Raw genomic sequence first — 19658 nt, 5'->3', positions numbered from 1 at the left:
CGTGCCCGCTTTTGATTTGGCTTTTTGCTCTACAACACTCAAGCCGGCCGGTAGGCCGCTGTAAGAGCAGAACCGTCAGCGGCCGTTACCGCAGCAATGGATATGTACCCAACCCCGACGCGCTAAATCGACAACCCCTTGAAGTGCTCCTGCAAAAACTCCACACACGCCCGCAACTTCCCGGAGTAGGCCAGCCGCGTCGGGTACACCGCCCACACGTTGGCGCTCTGGGTGTAGCCGTGCAGCACCTGCACCAGTTTCCCTTGCTCCAGCAGCGGCTTCACATCCCACATCGAACGCAGCAACACGCCGCGCCCGTCCAGGGCCCATTGCAAGACGATCTCGCCGTTATTCGACGACAACGGCCCGCGCACGCGCACGCTGTCCTGCACGCCATCGCGCTCCAGGTGCCAGATGCCAAACGCGTTGTCGCGCTCCTTGAGCACCAGGCAGTCGTGCTGTTCCAGGTCGCTCAAGTGCTGCGGCACACCACGGCGTTCGAGGTAGGCGGGCGCCGCACACAGCACCCGCCGGTTACTCACCAGCCGGCGACCGATGTGTTGCCCGGGGATGTCGTCGCCCACGCGAATCTCCAGGTCGAAACCCTCGCTGACGATATCGACCACCCGGTCGAACAGGTCCAGGCGAATCTCCAGGTCCGGGTATTGTTCGGCCAATAGCGACAAGGCCGGTGCCACATGGTTACGGCCGAAACCGAAGCTGCTGCACAAATGCAGGTGGCCGCGCGGGCTGTCGTGGGCGTCGGAAAGCTCGTCGGACAACTGCTGGAAGTCTTCGAGAATCCGCACGGCCCAGCGCTGCACACGCTCGCCATCTTCGGTCAGGGCGATACGGCGGCTGGTGCGGTGCAGCAGGCGGGTGGCGAGGGTGGTTTCGAGAATCTGGATACGCTTGCTGACGTAGGCCGGGGACAAACCCAGCTCGTCGGCAGCCGCAGCAAAGCCGGCCTTGCGGATCACGGTCAGGAATACCCGCAGGTCTTCAGGTAGAGGCACGGTATCTTTCTTGTTGTTCATCAGAAACAGGCATGGCGGCATGAACCGCCAGAATAGCACCGGTGTGGCGAAGGAGCTTCTGTGGTGAGGGAGCTTGCTGTGGCGAGGGAGCTTGCTCCCGCTGGAGTGCGTAGCGCTCCCAAAGATCTTGGGGCCGCTTCGCAGCCCAGCGGGAGCAAGCTCCCTCGCCACAGGGGATTGGTGTTTAAGGGTTACTCGGCGGCGATCTTCGCCTGGGCGGCGGCCCGTGCATGGCGGCCGTGCTTGAGGGCGATGGGCGCCATTTTCTCGCGATCCAGTTCACCTTCCCAGGCCGCCACCACCAGCGCCGCCACGGCATTGCCGATGATGTTGGTCAGTGAGCGGCATTCAGCCATGAACCGGTCCACACCCAGGATCAGCACCATCGCCGCCACCGGCACCGTCGGCACCACCGCGAGGCTGGCGGCCAGCGCGACAAAACCTGCGCCCACCACCGCACCGGCGCCTTTTGAGGTAAGCATCGCCACCGCCAGCAGGGTCAGTTGTTGCTCCAGCGTCAGGTCGATATTGGTCGCCTGGGCCAGGAACAGCACCGCCAGGGTCATATAGATGTTGGTGCCGTCCAGGTTGAAGGTGTAGCCGGTGGGCACCACGATCCCCACCACGCCTTTGGACGCGCCAAGGCTTTCAAGTTTCTGGATCAGTTGCGGCAGCGCAGATTCGGAGGAGCTGGTGCCCAGCACGATCAACAGTTCAGCCTTGATGTAGGTCAGCAGCTTGAAGATGCTGAACCCCACATACCGGGCGATGCTGCCCAGCACCACGGCGACGAAGAAAAACGCGGTGACATAGAACGTGCCCACCAGTTTCAACAGCGGCAGCAGCGAGCCCAGGCCGTATTTGCCGATGGTGAAGGCGATGGCCCCGAAGGCCCCGATCGGCGCGACGCGGCTGATCATCCCGACGATGCGGAAGAACACTTCGCTGGCCTGGTTGATCACGCCGACCAGGGGCCGGCCCTTCTCGCCGATCATCACCAGCCCGAGGCCAAACAGCACCGACACAAACAGTACCGGGAGGATTTCGCCTTTGGAGAAGGCGTCGAAGAAGGTAGTGGGGATCACATGCATCAGGAACCCGGTGACGCCTTCGCCGTGTTCGGCCTGGCCGACAAAACCGGCGATGGCGGAGGTGTCGAGGGTCTTCACGTCGATATTGAAACCCACGCCGGGGTGCAGCAGGTGCGCGGCGAGGATGCCGATTACCAGGGCGATGCTGGAGACAATCTCAAAGTACAGCAGCGCCTTGCCGCCGACGCGGCCCACCTGCTTCACGTCGTGCATGCTGGTGATGCCGGAGACCACGGTGCAGAAGATGATCGGGCCGATGATCATCTTGATCAGCTTGATAAACCCGTCGCCCAACGGCTTGAGGTCGATGCCCACCTGAGGCCAGTGGTTGCCGATCAACACGCCCAGCACAATGGCGATGATCACCTGCACATACAGGGTTCCCAGCAGTTTTCTGATTGTCATTTTTATTATCTCGAGACGTTTTTTGGGCAAGCAGATCCCGTCGCAGGCTGTTTCAAGCCTGCGGGGCGGGATCGGTCAGGTCAGCGGTTCATAAAGGCTCAGCGAAGGAAGGTCAGGACTTCGCCGAGCAGCACTTCAGGGATTTCTTCTGCGATGTAGTGGCCGGCCGGCAGGGCCTTGCCACGTACGTCGGTCGCGACTTTCTGCCATTCCTTGAGGGGTTCGAAGCAGCGCCCGACGGTGCCTTCGGCGCCCCACATCACCAGCAGCGGCAGCTCCAGGTGGTTGCCCTTGTCGATATCGGCGCGGTCGTGCTCAAGGTCGATGCCGGCGGCGGCGCGATAGTCCTCGCAGATCCCGGTGGCGGTGCCCGGCAGTTTCAGGCAACGGAGGTATTCGGCGAAGGCTTCATCGGTGAACGGCTTGAGCCCGGCACTGCGGCTGCCCATGACGCTGCGCAGGTAGAGTTCCGGGTTGCCTTCAATCAGGCTCTCGGGCAACGGCGCCGGGCGGATCAGGAAGAACCAGTGCCAGTAGGCGCGGGCAAAGGCTTCGTCGGTCTGGGCGTACATGGACAGGGTTGGTGCGATGTCCAGCAGCACCATGCGCTGCACGGCCTTGGGGTGGTCCAGGGCGAGGCGATGGGCGACGCGGGCGCCACGGTCGTGGGCCAGCACCGAGAACTCGTCGAAGCCCAGGGCTTTCATCAGCTCGACGCCGTCGCGGGCCATTTCACGTTTTGAATAATTGGTGTGATGGTCAATGGCGGCGGGCTTGCTGCTGTCGCCATAACCGCGCAGGTCGGCGGCGACCACGGTGAAGTGTTCGGCCAGTTGCTCGGCGACCTTGTGCCAGATGACGTGGGTCTGCGGGTGCCCGTGCAGCAGGAGCAGGCCGGGACCCGCGCCGCCTTTGCGGTAGCTGATGTCCACACCGTTGACGTGGCGCTGGTCTTTTTGGAATCCGGCGAACATGGAATGACTCCTTGTGATGATTGCTTGCATCCTGAAATCACACGGCGCCCGGGGCAAGGGGGAAAGCGTGGAGGGGTTGTTCATGAAGTGTGTTGAAGCCCGATCTTTCAGGCAGTGCAGGTCAACGGTGGGAGCTGGCTTGCCTGCGATGCAGGCAACTCGGTGTATCAGTCGCACCGAGGTGATGCCATCGCAGGCAAGCCAGTTCCTACCGTTGGGTTGTGTCGCCCAGGCGACTTCATCCTTGCTTGAACAACGCCTCGGCCCGCTGGCGAACTTGCGCCTCGGTCAAGTCCTCCTTGCGCGTGGCCAGGAACCACACATGCCCGAAGGGGTCTTTCAGCGTCCCGGAACGGTCACCGTAAAACTGATCCTTGGGTTCTGAAATCGCCGTGCCGCCGGCCTTGATGGCCTGGGCGAACTGTTGGTCGACATCTTGCACATAGAGATGCAGGCACACGCTGGGGTGTTCTTTTCCCGGGCTGCCGAACGACATTTCGCCACAGGGCGAGGCCATCATGATCGCCGAATCGCCAATGCGCAGTTCGGCATGGCCGATCTTGCCGTCGGGCATGTCCAGGCGCATGACTTCGGTGGCACCAAAGGCTCGTTTGTAGAATTCGATGGCTTCAGCGGCTTTGTCGATGCCCAGGTACGGCGTGATGCTGTGGTAGCCCTCGGGAATGGGTTTAACGCTCATATCGTTCTCCTTGATGGTGGTAGTGGAGGGACGGCTTTTTCACTATAGGCCACGTGCGCCGTGGCTTGCGGGCAGCCGACGAGGTGTTGCCCAGGCAACAGCAAACCGGCAGTTTGCTGCGCCAAGGGCGGTCTGCCGCGCGTATATCGGGAGCAAACCCTTGTGTTTGAAGGCCAGGCGCCTCAGGCACAGAAGCTGCAATGCCTCTGGCAAACCATTCGCCCGAGAGCGTTGTATGTCTGTACTGCCTGTATCTGCCGATTACCCGATTCACACGCCCCACGCCGAGTTGATCCGCGACGAGGCCCACGCACTGGCCGTTGCCCACCGGGTTGCTGCCGTGTTGCTGGAGCAGGACGCCGAGCGCGACCGCACCCGCCAGGTGCCTGCGGAGGTCGTCGACCTGTATTCCAACAGCGGCCTGTGGGGCATCAGCGTGCCCCGCGAGTTTGGTGGTGCCCAGGTGTCATACGCGGTGTTGGCCCAGGTGATTGCGATTATCTCGGCGGCTGACCCTTCGCTGGGGCAAATCCCGCAGAACCATTACTGCCTGCTGGAAGATATCCGCCTGCAAGGCACGCCCGAGCAGCAGGCGTACTTTTTTGGCCTGGCGCTGGAAGGGCATCGGTTTGCCAATGCGCTGTCGGAAACCGGCGGCAAGAACGTCCAGGACATCCAGGCGACCATTCGCCGGCAAGGCGATGGCTATGTGATCAACGGCCGCAAGGGTTATTGCACCGGTTCGCTGTATGCCCACTGGCTGGCGGTGCTGGCGCTGGATGAACAGCAGAATGCGCAATTGGCGTTCGTGCCGCGCGGCACTGAAGGCCTGGTGGTGGTCGACGACTGGGACAGCATGGGCCAACGCACCACCTCCAGTGGCACGGTGCTGGCCGAAGGCTTGAAGGTGCCGGCGTTCAATCTGTTTCCTACCCATCGCTCCTACGATTCGCCGACCCTGGCCGGGCCTTTCGCCCAATTGACCACCGCCGCCATCGACGCCGGCATCGCCCGTGCCGCGCTGCGTGACACGGTGCAGTTCGTCCGGCAATTCGTCCGTCCATGGATCGATGCCGGGGTGGAGAACGCCAGTGAAGACCCGCTGACTATCATCCAGGTCGGCGCGCTGGATATTCGCCTGGAAGCGGCGGAAGCCTTGTTGGAGCGGGCCGGCAAGGCCCTGGACGCCGCGCGCCCGGCACCTGATGAAGACAACGTTGCCCACGCCTCCCTGGCTGTCGCGCGAGCCAAGGTACTGACCACTGAAATTGCCATCGAAGCCAGCAACAAGCTCTTCGAACTTGGTGGCACCCGTTCCACCTTGAAGAAGCACAACTTCGACCGTCACTGGCGCAACGCACGGGTGCATACGCTGCATGACCCGGTGCGCTGGAAGTATCACGTGGTGGGCAACTGGCTGCTCAACGGCGCCAAGCCACCGCGTCACGATTGGTCTTGACCCATGGCCGAGCTGTTTAAAAACATCTACTGGGCCGACATCGGCCAAGCCTGCCTGGAAACCCTGAGCATGCTCAGCGCGGCCCTGGGTTTTACCGTGCTGCTGGGGTTGCCGCTGGGGGTGCTGTTGTTCCTCACCGGCAAGCGCCAGTTGCACGAAACCCTGGTGGTGTATCGGGCGCTGTCGGTGGTGGTCAACGTGCTGCGCTCGCTGCCGTTCATCATCCTGCTGATTGTGCTGATCCCGGTGACCACCTTGCTGGTGGGCACCTCCCTGGGCGTGGCCGGCACCATTCCGCCGTTGGTGGTGGGCTGTACGCCGTTCTTTGCGCGGCTGGTGGAAACCGCCTTGCGCGAAGTCGACCGTGGCGTGGTGGAGGCCACCCAATCCATGGGCGCCAGCACCTGGCAGGTGATCCGCCACACGCTGTTGCCGGAAGCCCGGGGCGGGCTGCTGGCAGCGGTCACTGTCACCGCGATTGTGCTGGTGGACTACACCGCCATGGCCGGGGTGATCGGTGGCGGTGGCCTGGGCGACCTGGCTATCCGCTACGGCTATCAGCGTTTCCAGACCGACGTGATGGTGGTCACCGTGTTGCTGCTGTTGGTGCTGGTGCAGGCCCTGCAGATGACCGGTGACCGTTTGGTGGCGCATTACAGCCGCCGTTGATTCCTATAACTAATGCCTTCGGAGCAACCATGAAAAAATCCCTGGCCATCTTGGCCGCTGTCTTGTCCTTCAATGCCTTTGCCAACGAGACGCTGGTCGTCGGCGCCACGCCCGTGCCTCACGCCGAGATCCTCGAGTTCGTAAAGCCGGTGCTGGCCAAGGAAGGCGTGGACCTGCAAATCAAGGTCTTCACCGATTTCATCCAGCCCAACCAGCAACTGGCGCTGAAGAACATCGACGCCAACTACTACCAGTACCGGCCATTCCTGGATGACTACAACAAGACCCGGAATACCAACCTGGTGCCGGTGGTCGGTGTGCACATCGAGCCTTTCGGCGCGTACTCGACCAAGATCAAAAATATCTCGGAGTTGAAAGACGGCGCGACAGTGTCGATCCCCAACGACCCGGTCAACACTGGCCGCGCCTTGGTGCTTCTGGACGAAGCCGGCCTGATCAAGCTCAAGGACCCGAGCAACACCCTGGCCACGCCGCGGGATATCGTTGAAAACCCCAAGCACCTGAAAATTCGTGAACTGGAAGGTGCGTTGCTGGCCCGCTCGGTGAGCCAGGTGGACCTGGCGTTCGTGTTTGCCAACTACGCCCTGGAAGCAGGGATCGACACCAACAGCGCGTTGATCGTCGAGAAGGGCAAGAGCCTGTACGTGGAGTACCTGGTCGCGCGCCCGGACAACATCAATGACCCTGGCATCCAGAAACTGGCCAAGGCGTTGAACTCCGATGAAGTGCGCCAGTTCATCCTGACCCGCTATAAAGGCCAGATTGCCCCGGGATTCTAAGTCTGACGGCGATCAAAATGTGGGAGCGGGCTTGCTCGCGAAGGCGGTGGATCAGCCACTGCATCGGGCGACTGACACCCCGCTTTCGCGAGCAAGCCCGCTCCCACATTGATCGAGTTTTACCCCGCCATTATGTGGACGGCTCCAAGAGTTGTGCCCCAGGCCCGCGCTCACCCAGTACGTCGTCGTGATTGCGCAGCGGGCACGCCTCCAGCGACAGGCACCCGCAGCCAATACAGCCGTTGAGTTTGTCCCGCAGCAGCATCAGTTTTTCGATGCGCTGGTCCAGGTCCTCACGCCATAGCGCAGACAGGCGCTCCCAATCGGCAGCGTTGGGCGTGCGGCCATCGGGCAAGGTTTGCAGCGCGTCATGGATCGTCGCCAGGGGAATGCCCAAACGCTGGGCAATCTTGATCACCACCACCCGGCGCAACACATCCCGCGGATAGCGCCGCTGGTTGCCGGCGTTGCGGTGGCTCTTGATCAATCCCTTGGTTTCATAAAAGTGCAGCGCGGTAACCGCTACGCCACTGCGGGCTGCCAGTTGGCCGACGGTGAGTTCTTTGGTGACCATGAAAAAGCCCTTGACCTTGACTTAACTAGAGGTTTTACCCTGCGTGGCATCGAATCGCAAGATTGTGCCTACAGTGAGAGGGGAATGTTCATGCAGGTATTAGAGAAGAGTCTGAGTTTTACCCAGATGGTCGAATTCCACATCGAGCCTCAGCAGCAATCGGCTTTGGTGGCGGCCCTGTCATCCCAGAGCGAGCGCCTGGCCCAAGGCCATGGTGGCTTTATCAATGCCAGCGTGCAGGTCAGCGATGATGGACGCCGGGTGCTCAGCTACCTGCAATGGCGCTCCCGCGAGGAGGGGGAAGCGGCCTTCAAGTGTTTTGAGCACGGTGAGGAAGATTTCTGGACGCTGATACGCGCCCACCAGGCCACGGCTGTGACCTTCGGTTCGTTCCAGGTGCTGCGCAGCATCGAGCGCAGCCATGACAACGCTCTGCACTGCCGCCTAAATTGACAGGTGCAGCATGCGCTCGCCCTGTACGTTTTCGCCGGGGCGTCGCTTGTTCACCGCCAGCTCGCCGATCTTGATCAAACGGGTACGGGTCACGTTGCGGCTCAGGCCCAGCAGGTTGGCGGTGTGCACCTGGTTGTAATGGCTGAAGCGGTAGGCGGCGCGCAGCAGCGCATCCTCGACCTTTTCATGCAGGGCCCCGGCCTGTTCCTCGAAGAGCTTTTGAAAGGCGCGTTCCAGCAGGGCTTCGGCGCTGTTGTCGGTGCCGTGCTGGCTGTCGTCCTGACGCTCGATGCGCATGTTCGACAGGCGCAGGTCGTCGCGTTCGATCACGCCGTTGCGGCAGATCAGCAGGGTGTGGTGGATCACGTTTTCCAGTTCGCGGATGTTGCCCGGCCAGCTGTAGCTTTTGAGTTTCTGCTCGGCCTCGCGGCTGATGGTGATCGGGCCGTAACCCAGGCGCTGGCTGTAGGCTTCGATGAAATGCCGGGTCAGTGGCAGGATGTCACCGGGCCGATCCCGCAGGGGGCTGAGTTCGAGGCTGACCACGTCTAGGCGGTAGTACAGGTCTTCGCGGAAATGCCCGGCATTGATGGCTTTCTCCAACTGAACGTTGGTGGCCGCCAATACCCGCACGTCGATGGGAATGCTTTTGCGTGAGCCCAGGCGCACCACTTCGCGTTCCTGCAGTACCCGTAGCAGCTTGACCTGGATCGCCATCGGCAAGTCACCGATTTCATCGAGGAACAAGGTGCCGCCGTCCGCCTCTTCGAACCAGCCGGCCTTGGCACTGAGGGCGCCGGTGAAGGCGCCTTTTTCATGGCCGAACAGCTCGGCTTCCACCAGGGATTCGGAAAACGCGCCGCAGTTCACGGCCACGAAGGGCCGGTTGCGCCGGGCGCTGAGGTTGTGGATATGGCGCGCCACCAGCTCTTTACCGGTGCCGGTTTCGCCGATGATCAACACGCTGGCTTCGCTGGGCGCGACTTGCTGGATGTGCGCCAGCAGCGCCTGGGATTTGGGGTCTTCGAAGACCTGGGCCGTGGCGCGGATCGAGGTCGCAAGAGCGGGCGAGGGCGGTAAGGTTAAAAGCTGCATGGGCACCTCTTCTAGGAGTAGAACGTGGGAATCGGCAGGGACTGGTTCAACGCCCAGTCCCCCAGTTCGTGGAGCTTGTAGTCCACCGGGTCGTGCAAGGTTTGCGTGCGCAGGTTGCGCCAGTGCCGGTCCAGGCGCAGCGAGGCGTGGGTGGAGCGCGCGCCGGTGACTTCGAACAGGCGGCTGCACAGCTCCAGGCCGTTGCGGGTGGCAGCGACCTTGGCCGTGGCGATGGCGATGGCCAGCTCGCCGCGCTCGCTTTCACTGAGGCTCGGGCCCTTGGCCCAGGCCTGGTCCAGCAGTTCGGCGGCGCGTTCCACCAGCAGGCGCACGCCTTCCAGCGCGACCCAGAATTCGCCGTAGTGGTTGAGCACGTACGGGTCCTGGCGAATGTCCTGCACCGTGGATTTATGCCAGGGCCGGGTTTCGGTCAGGGTGTAATTCCGGGCTTCGGCAAACGCGCCTTCGGCGATGCCGAGGAACATGTGGGTGAAGGTCAGTTGAGCGATCAGTGGGCGCAGGCAGGCGAAGGGCGTACTCAGCGGGCCGGGATCGAGGAGCAATTCCGACTCTTCCACGCGTACCCGTTCGAAGCTGGCGCTGCCGCTGTCGGTCTGGCGCTGGCCGATGTTGTTCCAGTCATTGTGCAGGGTGATGCCACTGCGCCCGCTGGGGATGGCCGCGATCAGCAGCTTGCCGCCGGCGCTTTCATCCACCGCCGAGGCGATCAGCATTTCCGAGTCGCTGGCACCGGAGCAAAAGCTCTTCTTGCCGGAGAATTCGCGCCAGCCGTTGTAGGCTTTGACCACAGTGCGCGTGTCCAGCGGGTTGAGGGCGTTGCCCCAGAACCAGTTCTTGCGCGCGGTTTGTTCGAACCAGGGTTGCCATTGCTCCGGGCGTGAGAACAGTCGCACGGTGGCGAGCATCAGGTGATGAAAACCGAAGACGTGGGCGATAGAGCTGTCGACCTTGGCGAATTCGCGCACGATCTCCAGGGTTTCGCTCCAGCGGGCGCCGAGGCCGCCGTATTGGGTGGGAATGCTCAGGGCCAGCAAGCCGCTTTGGCGCAGGGCGTCACGTTCGGTCTTCGGTGTGCCGCCGCGCTCGTCGCGTTCGACGGCAGTGAGGGCAAATTCGGCGGCCAGCAGTTTGGCGGTCTGCAAGGGTGAGGGCAGGACGCTATTGGGTTTGGCTGTCACGCGGTATTCCTCATGGTGTGCCGGGGCGTGCCCCGTCAGACGGCAGGTCAGGCCTTGGCTTTTGCCGGCAGGACGTCGTTGGCAATCATTTCGCCGAACGGCCCGGTGAGGTTGGTGACGCCGCGCCCGGCCAGGCTGGCGTAGGGTTCCGGCAGCAGCGGGAACACCAGTTCGGCAAAGCGATACGCCTCTTCCAGGTGCGGGTAGCCGGAGAAGATGAAGCTTTCGATGCCCAGGTCCGCGTATTCCTTGATGCGCTCGGCGACTTGCTGAGGGTTGCCCACCAGGGCCGTGCCCGCGCCGCCACGTACCAGGCCGACGCCGGCCCACAGGTTGGGGGCGATTTCCAGGTTGTCGCGGCGCCCGTCGTGCAGGGCGGCCATGCGCCGCTGGCCTTCGGAGTCAAAGCGCGAGAAGGATTTTTGCGCGGCGGCGATGGTTTCGTCGCTGATGTGCTCGATCAGTTTGGCCGCGGCTTTCCAGGCGTCTTCTTCGGTTTCGCGCACGATCACATGCAGGCGAATCCCGAATTTGACGGTGCGCCCGTGGCGGGCGGCGCGCTCACGCACGTCGGCGAGTTTCTCGGCGACGGCAGCCGGTGGTTCGCCCCAGGTCAGGTACACGTCGACTTGTTCGGCGGCGAGGTCGTGGGCAGCGTCCGAGGAACCGCCGAAGTACAGCGGTGGATATGGCTTCTGCACCGGTGGGTAAAGTGCCTTGGCGTTCTGCACGCGCAGGTGTTTGCCTTCGAAATCCACCGATTCGCCTTGCAACACGCGGCGCCAGATCTTGAGGAATTCGTCGGTCACTTCGTAGCGTTCGCTGTGATCGAGGAAGCTGCCGTCGCCGCGGTTTTCGTCGGGGTCGCCGCCGGTCACCACGTTGATCAACAGGCGGCCATTGGACAGCCGGTCGAGGGTGGCGGCCATGCGTGCCGAGACGGTTGGCGAGATGATCCCCGGGCGAATCGCCACCAGGTAACGCAGGCGTTCGGTCAACGGCACCAGCGCCGAGGCAATCACCCAGGAGTCTTCGCAGGAGCGGCCGGTGGGAATCAGCACGCCGTGGTAGCCGAGGTTGTCGGCGGCCTGGGCGACTTGTTTCAAATAGTTGAGGGTGACCGGGCGAGCGCCCTGGGTGGTGCCCAGGTAGTGGCCGTCACCGTGTGTAGGCAGAAACCAGAAAACATCCATGACAAATCCTTAAGCGATTTTCAGCAGAGAGGTGGGATGCGCGGCAAACAACGGCGCGGCGCGTTCTGCAGCAAGGCGAATGCGGGCCTTCAAGGGCTCACTGGTTATGTGGTAATCGGTGAAATCTGCCTCGGTGGCGTACACGCCAATGGGCAAGGTCAGGGCCTGGAAGAAACTGAACAGCGGGCGCAACTGGTGATCGAGTACCAGGGCGTGGCGTTCGCTGCCGCCGGTGGCCGCCAGCAACACCGGGGTGTTGATCAGGGCGTTGAGGTCGACCAGGTCGAACAGGTGCTTGAGCAGGCCGGGGTAGGAGCCGCGATACACCGGCGCGGCAACGATCAGTAGGTCGGCCTGTTCGATGGCCTGCAGTTGCGCTTCGACGTCGGCGGGCAATTCCTGGCGCGACAGTGCGCCGCCCAGCGGCCGGGCAATGTCGCCCAGTTCGATCAGGGTGGCCTGGATCGGCAATTGATCGGCCAGTTCGGCCAGCACCGCCTGGGTCAACACCAGGGTGCGGGACGGACGCCAGGTTCCGCCGGAGAGGGCAACGACATTCAGTGGACGGGTCATCAACAGTTCCTTTTTCAACAGTGGCTCAGGGCAAGAGCAGTAGCAGGGCTTGAGCAAGAGCTGTACCAAGCTGTGCAGCCCTTGACTGGCGTGGCCTCTGTGCCAGGTGTTGGAAAATGGTGGTGTTGTCTGCCTGGTGTTTTGTTGAATGACTGTTGCCTGGGCAACAGTTGCCAGGCGAACAGTGGCGTGAGTGTTGAGGCCATTTATAGAGGGTTGTGTTTATTCCGTAAATGAACGTATTTCCATATTTATAGACCTATATGGAATATAAGGCGCGACTATCAGAAGTGTCGCAAAGGTTGATAGCGACTATCACGGCTGATGATTTTTCACCGTGCAGGGGCGGGAGTAGCCTGTACTCATTGACTTCAGCCCGTTTCGCAGGACCTTCGCCATGAACCGTTTTCTCGCCATTTCCGTATTGCTTGTCACCTCAGTCCTTGCCGGTTGTGCGACGCATTCGTCGCCCGAACTGCGTGGCTACTCGGCCGAGGAGAGCAAGGAACTGGCGCTTGAAGCCCTGAGCCGTCGAGGCCTGTCATTTGATGAATACCAACAGAAGAAAGCCGAACTGACCGGCCAGCCACGGAACACCTTCGGTTTCGACCGTCAGGGTGAGATGAATGCCGAGCGCAGCATGACGCTGCACGGTCGCCCCAGTTGAGTCAGTGGCGAGGTCTGAAGAGCCCGAGGTTTCCTACAGGAACCTCGGGTTTTTTGTTTGCCATCCGTTTCCCGGAGCCTGTTAAGCTGAATTTCAGGAGCGTTCCTACGCACTTTTAAATAAAGTGGTCTTTCTTTAACGGCACGGGATCAGGTAAACCATCTTCCTTCCTGATTGCGGCCCCTGAGACGTTGTTCTCGGGAACCTGCTCTGCGAGTCTTTAACGTCATGAATAAACGTCCGCTGTATTTCGACTACGCCGCCACCACGCCGGTGGATGAGCGGGTCATCCAGGTGATGGTTGAGTGTCTGGGCTTCAATGCCAACTTCGGCAACCCTGCGTCCAGTTCCCACGCGTTCGGCCAACAGGCCCGGCAAACGGTTGAGCAGGCACGGGGCCAGGTGGCTGAGTTGGTCGGCGCCGAGCCGGCACAGATTGTCTGGACCTCCGGTGCCACCGAGTCCAACAACCTCGCCATCAAGGGCGTTGCCCAGGCGCGCGGCGTGGCCGGCGGGCACATCATCACCAGCCAGATTGAACACAAGGCCACGCTCGACACCGCTCGCCAGTTGCAGGAAGCCGGGGTTGCCGTGACGTACCTGGTGCCGGACGCCGAGGGTTTGATCAGTGTCGAGGCGGTGAGCGAAGCATTGCGTGAGGACACCTTCCTGGTGTCGCTGATGCTGGTGAACAACGAGCTGGGCACTCTTAACGATATCCGGGCGATTGGCGCACGCGTGCGCGAGCATGGCGCGCTGTTTCACGTGGATGCGGCGCAGGGCGCAGGCAAGGTCGAGATTGACCTGGCCGAATGGCCAGTGGACCTCATGTCATTTTCCGCACACAAACTCTATGGTCCCAAGGGTATCGGCGCGTTGTACGTCGGCCCACGTGCGCAGCAGAAAGTGCTGGCGCAGATTCACGGCGGTGGCCATGAAGGTGGTTTGCGTTCGGGCACCCTGGCAACTCACCAGATTGCCGGCATGGGTACCGCGTTTGCCCTGGCGGCAGCGTCCTTTGCTGAAGAAAAGGCGACCATCGTTGCCTTGCGCGAGCGCCTGCTGGAACAGCTGAATACAATTGCCGGGGTGCGCCTCAATGGCAGCCTTACCCAACGCATTCCCCACACCCTGAGCCTGACGTTCAGCGAAGGCGAGTTCAATTCCGCCGCCTTGAGCGCGGGCATTGCCTTCTCGGCCACTTCGGCCTGCAATTCGGCGAGCAATGCACCGTCCCATGTGCTTCTGGCGCTGGGCCATGATGCCCGCAGCGCAGGTCGCACCATTCGCTTGAGCCTCGGGCGGTTTACCACCGAGCAGGATATCGATCAGGCGGTACAGCTGATCAAGGCCGCACTGGCCAGCGCACCGGCGTTCTGGGCCGTTTGACCCCATAACAATTATTAGTGGTTAGCAGGAGACACGATGAGCACACAGCCTTTGACCCATGGAACGGTTCCCCAGCGCCTGGCGCACACCCGCGAACTGATGAGCCGCGAGGGCATTCATGCCCTGTTGGTGCCGTCGGCGGACCCGCACTTGTCCGAATACCTGCCGGGTTACTGGCAGGGCCGTCAGTGGTTGTCGGGTTTCCATGGGTCGGTGGGCACGCTGATTGTTACTGCGGATTTTGCCGGTGTATGGGCTGACAGCCGCTATTGGGAACAGGCGACCAAGGAACTCAAGGGCAGCGGCATCGAGTTGGTCAAGCTGCAACCCGGCCAGCCCGGGCCGCTGGAATGGCTCGCGGAGCAGACGCCGGAAGGCGGCGTGGTGGCCGTTGATGGTGCGGTCATGGCCGTGGCCTCGGCGCGCACCCTGGGCAGCAAGCTGGAGGCACGTGGTGCACGCTTGCGCACGGATATCGACTTGTTGAATGAAGTCTGGCAAGACCGTCCAACCTTGCCGAACCAACCGATCTATCAACATCTGCCACCCCAGGCCACCGTCAGTCGTGGCGAGAAGCTCGCAGCCCTGCGTGCCAGCTTGACGGAAAAGGGGGCCGACTGGCATTTCATCGCGACCCTGGATGACATTGCCTGGCTCTTTAACCTGCGGGGTGGCGACGTTTCGTTCAACCCGGTGTTTGTCTCGTTTGCTTTGATCGGCCAGCAGCAGGCGACGCTGTTTGTGGCCCTGAGCAAAGTCGACGCCGAGCTTCGCGCGGTGCTGGAACAGGATGGCGTGACCCTGCGCGATTACAGCGAAGTCGCAGCGGCGTTGAAGGACATTCCTTCGGGCGCGAGTGTGCAGGTCGACCCGGCCCGGGTGACCGCCGGCTTGCTGGAAAACCTGGGCAGTGGCGTCACGCTGATCGAGGGGCTTAACCCGACCACCTTGGCCAAATCGCGCAAGAGCCTGGCGGACGCCGAGCACATTCGCCAGGCCATGGAGCAGGACGGCGCGGCCTTGTGCGAATTCTTCGCCTGGCTCGACAGTGCGTTGGGCCGTGAGCGCATCACCGAACTGACCATTGATGAGCACCTGACGGCAGCGCGTACCCGTCGTCCGGGTTATGTGTCGCTGAGCTTCAATACGATTGCCGCATTCAACGCCAATGGCGCGATGCCGCACTATCACGCGACCGAAGAAGAACACGCGCTGATCGAAGGCGATGGCTTGCTGCTGATCGACTCCGGTGGCCAGTACCTGGGTGGCACGACCGATATCACGCGGATGGTGCCTATCGGGACGCCAAGCGAAGAGCAGAAGCGCGATTGCACGCGGGTGCTCAAAGGTGTGATTGCCTTGTCCCGCGCGCATTTCCCCAAGGGCATTCTCTCGCCGCTGCTGGACTCGATTGCCCGTGCGCCGATCTGGGCCGAGGGTGTGGACTACGGCCACGGTACCGGTCATGGCGTCGGCTATTTCCTCAATGTGCATGAAGGCCCGCAGGTGATCGCCTATCAAGCCGTCGCCGCACCGCAAACCGCGATGCAGGCCGGCATGATTACGTCCATCGAGCCCGGCACTTACCGTCCGGGGCGTTGGGGTGTGCGCATCGAGAACCTGGTGTTGAACCGTGAAGCGGGCAAGACCGAGTTTGGCGAGTTCCTCAAGTTCGAGACACTGACACTGTGTCCGATCGACACCCGTTGCCTGGAGCCGTTATTGCTGACGGTGGAGGAGCGCCAGTGGTTCAACGATTACCACGCACACGTCCGTGAGCGCCTGAGCCCGCTGCTCAGCGGTGCAGCGCTGGAGTGGTTGCAGGTGCGCACGGCTGCGATCTAGCCCAGCGCTTCGCGCACAAAGTCCAGGCGATCCTGGCCAAAGAACAACTGGTCGCCGACGAACATACTGGGGGCACCGAATACGCCACGCTGAATCGCGTGTTCGGTGTTGTCCTTGAGGGTTGTCTTGACTTCGTCATCGTTGGTCAGCGCCAGGACTGCTTCAGGATCAAAGCCGTGTTCGGTCAGCACTGCGGCTACCACAGACAGGTCTCCCAAGTGTCGGCCCTCGACCCAGAGTGCGTGGAACAGGCAGTCGATGAAGTCGAGAAAGCGTTCGGGCTGGCGCATTTGGACGCCGGTGACCGCACGCATCAGCATTAATGTGTTGATGGGAAAGTGCGGATTGAACTTGAGCGGAACGTGGTAGCGCTGGGCGTAGCGTGCCAGGTCCTGGAACATGTAGCGACCTTTGGCGGGAACGGTGGCCGGTGACGCATTGCCGGTGGCCTTGAACACCCCGCCCAGCAGCATTGGCTTGTAAATCAGCTGGGTGCCGGTTGCAGCGCACAGGCCTGGAAGTTGGGTATAGGCCAGATAGGTGGCAGGGCTGCCGAGGTCGAAGAAAAATTCTACTGTTTTACTCATGCTGGATACTCGCAGTTTATTGTTATGGGGCGCGCTTACCAGGGTTCATTCCAGGGGCGCAGGTCCAGCTCGAAGGTCCAGGCGTCCCGGGGCTGGCTGTGCAGGTACCAATAGTTATCGGCGATGTGGTCCGGATTGAGAATGCCGTCCTGATCCTTGAGGGCGTATTTTTGCGGGAAGTTGTCGCGGATGAAGTCGGTGTCGATGGCGCCATCCACGACGACGTGGGCGACGTGGATATTCCGTGGGCCCAGTTCGCGAGCCATGCTTTGCGCCAGTGCACGGATCCCGTGTTTGGCTCCAGCGAACGCGGCAAAGCCGGCGGCTCCACGCAACCCGGCCGTGGCACCGGTAAACAGGATGGTCCCGCGGTTACGGGTGACCATGCGCTTGGCCACTTCCCGCGCGTTGAGGAAGCCTGAGAAACAGGCCATCTCCCAAATCTTGAAGTACTTGCGGGCGGTTTCTTCCAGGATGCTGCACGGCACATTGGCGCCGATGTTGAACACGAAGGCTTCGATGGGGCCCAGCTCGGTTTCAATCCGCTCGATCAGCGCGATAACGTCTTCTTCCTTGCGGGCATCGCAGGCAAAGCCATGCGCCTCGCCACCTGCTGCGTGGATGCTATCCACCAAGGGTTGCAGTTTATCGGCGCTGCGCCGGGTGACGCAGGCGACGTAACCCTCACGGGCGAAACGCTTGGCGATGGCACCACCTGTGGCATCGCCGGCACCCACTACCAGTACGATTTTCTTGTTGTTCGTCATGGGAGATCCTTTAGTAAACGATCGTTTGCCAAACGAACGTTATGCTACGATCCAGCAGGCGTCAAGCTGACAGCACAGTGGAGGAAGCGATGCGATATTCGGCTAGTCACAAGCAGCAAACCAGGGAAAAGCTTCTGGACAGCAGTGCGGCACTGGCGAAGAAAGAGGGTTTTGCCAGTGTCGGGGTGGATGGCTTGATGAAGGCCATTGGCTTGAGTGGCGGTGCGTTTTATAGCCACTTCGCTTCGAAGGATGAATTGTTCAGTTCGATTGTCGAGCGTGAATTGAGCCACAGCCTTGAGCGATTGAATGGCGACGGGGTGCAAAGCCGTGAGCGGCTGGATCGCTGTTTGAAGTTCTACCTGAGCATGGCCCATGTGGAGCAATCCGAAGCCGGATGTGCGTTGCCGAGCCTGGGGGCGGAGATTGCGCGATCTGATGTGGCCGTTCGTCAACAGGCGCAGGACTGGATTTGCCGATTGCAGGTGGGGTGGGCAGCAACACTGGGCAGCGGGGCCCTGGCGTGGTCGATTCTGTCGCAATGCATCGGCGCCCTGGTGGTGGCGCGGATGATGGTCGACCCGCAGGTGCAGGCACAGGTCCTGTCATCGAACTACGAGGTGCTCAGCCAGCAGCTGTCGAGGCTGTGAGGTCATCGACAGTTACTTGCAGATGACAATCATGCTTCGGCTTGTGTAGCCGGCGGGGTTAAGACCGAACGGGTAGTCGCCTGGGTCTTCGGCGTTGTCCCCCGACTTGGCGATGACTTTATAGCCTTTGGCGCCACACGAATTAGCTGCACTGGCGTAGCACTGGTCCCAGGAAGAGGACAGGCCTGAGCAGTTGATATGCAGGCCCTTCTTTCCCCGTTTTACTTCGGTCTTGGTGGTCGCGGCACAACCTGCAATTGCCACAATCATGAACAGCATCAAAATTCGCTTCATTACTATCCTTAATAGCCGCCTCGCTTAAGTGCACGAAGCTGGCTTTGCTCGCTCTCGAGTGTAGCGTTCATGATGTCCTTATCGAAAATCTCCATGAATGACACTGGGTTACGACCTAAACATGGCCTAATTGAGCGGCAAATGCCATAGCTACGTCAAATCCTGAATCAATCGGCTGGAACGAGTGGTTTTGATTCGTTACGCATGGTCAGGGTTGCACCCACCGAGGCCAGGATAATGCAGGTGATGGCCAGCCATTGCGCCAGGGACAAGTGCTCTTGAAGGAAAAACAGCCCGGACAGGGCGCCGAACGCGGGTTCGATACTCATCAGGGTTCCGAACGTGCGGGCTGGCAGGCGAGTCAGGGCGACCATCTCCAGGGTGTAGGGCAGGGCGGTGGATAAAACCGCGACACCAATGGCGATCGGGATCAGCGAGGGTGTGAGGAGTGCGGCGCCCGCGTGGACGATACCTATCGGTGCAACAAACAACGCTGCAATCATTACGCCGAGGGCCGCAGTCTGAACGCCATTGTCGGCGCCGGCCTTTTGGCCAAACAGAATGTAGAGTGCCCAGCACGCACCTGCGCCGAGTGCATAGGCGGCGCCTGTGAGGTCAATGCCGCTGCTGGCTTCGCCCACTGGGATCAATAGCAGAAGTCCGACAATCGCCAAGGCTATCCAGAGAAAGTCTACGGCGCGTCGCGAAGCGTAGATGGCGACTGCCAGTGGGCCGGTGAATTCGAGGGCTACTGCAATTCCCAGCGGAACGGTGCGCAGCGACATATAGAAGAGGAAGTTCATTCCCCCCAGCGCCATCCCGTAGACGATCACCGTCTGCAACGACTTGGCTGTCAGCTTGGCGCGCCATGGGCGTAAAAGGAGCAGCATGATCACACTGGCGAAAATCAGGCGCAGGGTGGTGGTGCCCTGGGCGCCCACGATGGGGAACATGCTTTTGGCGAGTGAGGCGCCTGATTGAATAGAGGCCATGGCAATGAGTAGCAGGCCGACCGGAAACAGTGTCGAAGCCAGGCTACGCGGGGAAGTGGTCATTGAGGGTATTCGTCCGAGGTCGTATTGAAAGAAACCGAGTGGCTATGATGCTTAACTGTTGAGCGTTGGGCAATATATTGCTCAATTAGTTAAGGGTTCCTTCCTATATAGACGAATTCCGTGATTGTCGGGATGGATTGATAGAAAAGCTGAATTAAGGGTTGACGGCAGATTCTGGAAGT

Annotated in this window: 21 protein-coding genes; 8 read left to right on the top strand and 13 right to left on the bottom strand. The window is 61.3% G+C overall.

Translation table 11 applies throughout. The features are described from left to right. Positions 1-122: 122 nt before the first annotated feature. From HX821_RS26445 to HX821_RS26430, 4 genes are all read right to left on the bottom strand, one after another. Positions 123-1037, bottom strand: a complete 915-nt coding sequence (locus HX821_RS26445; protein ID WP_177036840.1) for a LysR substrate-binding domain-containing protein — start codon at positions 1035-1037, stop codon at positions 123-125. 191 nt (positions 1038-1228) lie between these two features. Next, positions 1229-2533 (bottom strand): C4-dicarboxylate transporter DctA, encoded by a 1305-nt coding sequence (gene dctA / locus HX821_RS26440; protein WP_003207293.1) that lies wholly within the window; start codon positions 2531-2533, stop codon positions 1229-1231. Between the two features lie 98 nt (positions 2534-2631). Then, positions 2632-3507, bottom strand: a complete 876-nt coding sequence (locus tag HX821_RS26435) for an alpha/beta fold hydrolase (RefSeq protein ID WP_008430843.1) — start codon at positions 3505-3507, stop codon at positions 2632-2634. A gap of 238 nt (positions 3508-3745) precedes the next feature. Next, positions 3746-4207, bottom strand: coding sequence for a VOC family protein (locus tag HX821_RS26430; protein ID WP_003210114.1), 462 nt, complete (start codon positions 4205-4207; stop codon positions 3746-3748). 235 nt (positions 4208-4442) lie between these two features. Between HX821_RS26430 and HX821_RS26425 the strand changes: the two genes are divergently transcribed. The 3 genes from HX821_RS26425 to HX821_RS26415 are packed head-to-tail and all read left to right on the top strand — an operon-like array spanning position 4443 to position 7135. Further along, positions 4443-5666, top strand: coding sequence for an SfnB family sulfur acquisition oxidoreductase (locus tag HX821_RS26425; RefSeq protein ID WP_177036838.1), 1224 nt, complete (start codon positions 4443-4445; stop codon positions 5664-5666). Between the two features lie 3 nt (positions 5667-5669). Continuing rightward, positions 5670-6335, top strand: a complete 666-nt coding sequence (locus HX821_RS26420; RefSeq protein ID WP_008430846.1) for a methionine ABC transporter permease — start codon at positions 5670-5672, stop codon at positions 6333-6335. Between the two features lie 29 nt (positions 6336-6364). Next, the gene (locus HX821_RS26415) at positions 6365-7135 is read left to right on the top strand and encodes a MetQ/NlpA family ABC transporter substrate-binding protein (protein ID WP_003210120.1); all 771 of its coding nucleotides are present in this window, start codon (positions 6365-6367) and stop codon (positions 7133-7135) included. A 130-nt stretch (positions 7136-7265) separates the two neighbouring features. Here the strand turns inward: HX821_RS26415 and soxR are convergent, their stop codons facing one another. After that, positions 7266-7709 (bottom strand): redox-sensitive transcriptional activator SoxR, encoded by a 444-nt coding sequence (gene soxR, locus HX821_RS26410; protein WP_008430848.1) that lies wholly within the window; start codon positions 7707-7709, stop codon positions 7266-7268. Between the two features lie 90 nt (positions 7710-7799). On the opposite strand from soxR, the gene HX821_RS26405 reads away from it, so the two are divergent. Then, the gene (locus HX821_RS26405; protein WP_032898632.1) at positions 7800-8162 is read left to right on the top strand and encodes an antibiotic biosynthesis monooxygenase; all 363 of its coding nucleotides are present in this window, start codon (positions 7800-7802) and stop codon (positions 8160-8162) included. Here the strand turns inward: HX821_RS26405 and HX821_RS26400 are convergent. The 4 genes from HX821_RS26400 to msuE are packed head-to-tail and all read right to left on the bottom strand — an operon-like array spanning position 8154 to position 12222. Then, positions 8154-9257 carry a sigma-54-dependent Fis family transcriptional regulator gene (locus HX821_RS26400; RefSeq protein WP_003210127.1) on the bottom strand — a complete coding sequence of 368 codons (1104 nt, stop codon included), beginning with the start codon at positions 9255-9257 and terminating at the stop codon, positions 8154-8156. The two genes, HX821_RS26405 and HX821_RS26400, sit on opposite strands and share 9 nt — an antisense overlap. Positions 9258-9268: 11 nt before the next feature. Next, a complete protein-coding gene (locus HX821_RS26395; protein WP_003210129.1) occupies positions 9269-10456 on the bottom strand; it encodes an acyl-CoA dehydrogenase family protein in 1188 nt (395 codons plus the stop codon). A 47-nt stretch (positions 10457-10503) separates the two neighbouring features. Further along, the gene (gene ssuD, locus HX821_RS26390; RefSeq protein WP_003210130.1) at positions 10504-11649 is read right to left on the bottom strand and encodes an FMNH2-dependent alkanesulfonate monooxygenase; all 1146 of its coding nucleotides are present in this window, start codon (positions 11647-11649) and stop codon (positions 10504-10506) included. Between the two features lie 9 nt (positions 11650-11658). After that, positions 11659-12222 carry an FMN reductase gene (gene msuE, locus HX821_RS26385; protein ID WP_003210131.1) on the bottom strand — a complete coding sequence of 188 codons (564 nt, stop codon included), beginning with the start codon at positions 12220-12222 and terminating at the stop codon, positions 11659-11661. A 397-nt stretch (positions 12223-12619) separates the two neighbouring features. Between msuE and HX821_RS26380 the strand changes: the two genes are divergently transcribed. From HX821_RS26380 to HX821_RS26370, 3 genes are all read left to right on the top strand, one after another. Beyond that, complete coding sequence (locus tag HX821_RS26380) at positions 12620-12889, top strand: hypothetical protein (RefSeq protein ID WP_008430855.1); 270 nt, start codon at positions 12620-12622, stop codon at positions 12887-12889. Between the two features lie 228 nt (positions 12890-13117). Next, positions 13118-14278 (top strand): cysteine desulfurase family protein, encoded by a 1161-nt coding sequence (locus tag HX821_RS26375; protein ID WP_087695274.1) that lies wholly within the window; start codon positions 13118-13120, stop codon positions 14276-14278. A gap of 36 nt (positions 14279-14314) precedes the next feature. Further along, positions 14315-16123, top strand: coding sequence for an aminopeptidase P family protein (locus HX821_RS26370; RefSeq protein WP_087695275.1), 1809 nt, complete (start codon positions 14315-14317; stop codon positions 16121-16123). On the opposite strand, the gene HX821_RS26365 is transcribed toward HX821_RS26370, so the two are convergent. Both HX821_RS26365 and HX821_RS26360 read right to left on the bottom strand, forming a co-directional pair. Continuing rightward, positions 16120-16710, bottom strand: coding sequence for a 2-hydroxychromene-2-carboxylate isomerase (locus tag HX821_RS26365; RefSeq protein ID WP_102369598.1), 591 nt, complete (start codon positions 16708-16710; stop codon positions 16120-16122). The genes HX821_RS26370 and HX821_RS26365 overlap by 4 nt on opposite strands. A 35-nt stretch (positions 16711-16745) precedes the next feature. Next, positions 16746-17477, bottom strand: a complete 732-nt coding sequence (locus tag HX821_RS26360) for an SDR family oxidoreductase (RefSeq protein ID WP_003210139.1) — start codon at positions 17475-17477, stop codon at positions 16746-16748. Positions 17478-17566: 89 nt separating this feature from the next. On the opposite strand from HX821_RS26360, the gene HX821_RS26355 reads away from it, so the two are divergent. After that, positions 17567-18127 carry a TetR/AcrR family transcriptional regulator gene (locus HX821_RS26355; RefSeq protein WP_177036836.1) on the top strand — a complete coding sequence of 187 codons (561 nt, stop codon included), beginning with the start codon at positions 17567-17569 and terminating at the stop codon, positions 18125-18127. A 12-nt stretch (positions 18128-18139) separates the two neighbouring features. Here HX821_RS26355 and HX821_RS26350 read toward each other — a convergent pair whose 3' ends face one another. Together HX821_RS26350 and rhtA are read right to left on the bottom strand one after the other, a co-directional pair. Continuing rightward, positions 18140-18421: a hypothetical protein gene (locus HX821_RS26350; RefSeq protein ID WP_003210144.1), complete on the bottom strand. Its 282-nt coding sequence runs from the start codon at positions 18419-18421 to the stop codon at positions 18140-18142. Between the two features lie 167 nt (positions 18422-18588). After that, on the bottom strand, positions 18589-19476 hold the full coding sequence (gene rhtA, locus HX821_RS26345) for a threonine/homoserine exporter RhtA (protein WP_003210146.1): 888 nt from the start codon (positions 19474-19476) through the stop codon (positions 18589-18591). Between the last annotated feature and the right edge of the window lie 182 nt (positions 19477-19658).

The organism is Pseudomonas sp. B6001, from assembly GCF_013386015.1.
In the GTDB taxonomy this organism is placed as follows: domain Bacteria; phylum Pseudomonadota; class Gammaproteobacteria; order Pseudomonadales; family Pseudomonadaceae; genus Aquipseudomonas.
The sequence above is the reverse complement of the archived record's forward strand: the minus strand, read 5'-3'. Positions and strand labels throughout refer to the sequence as shown.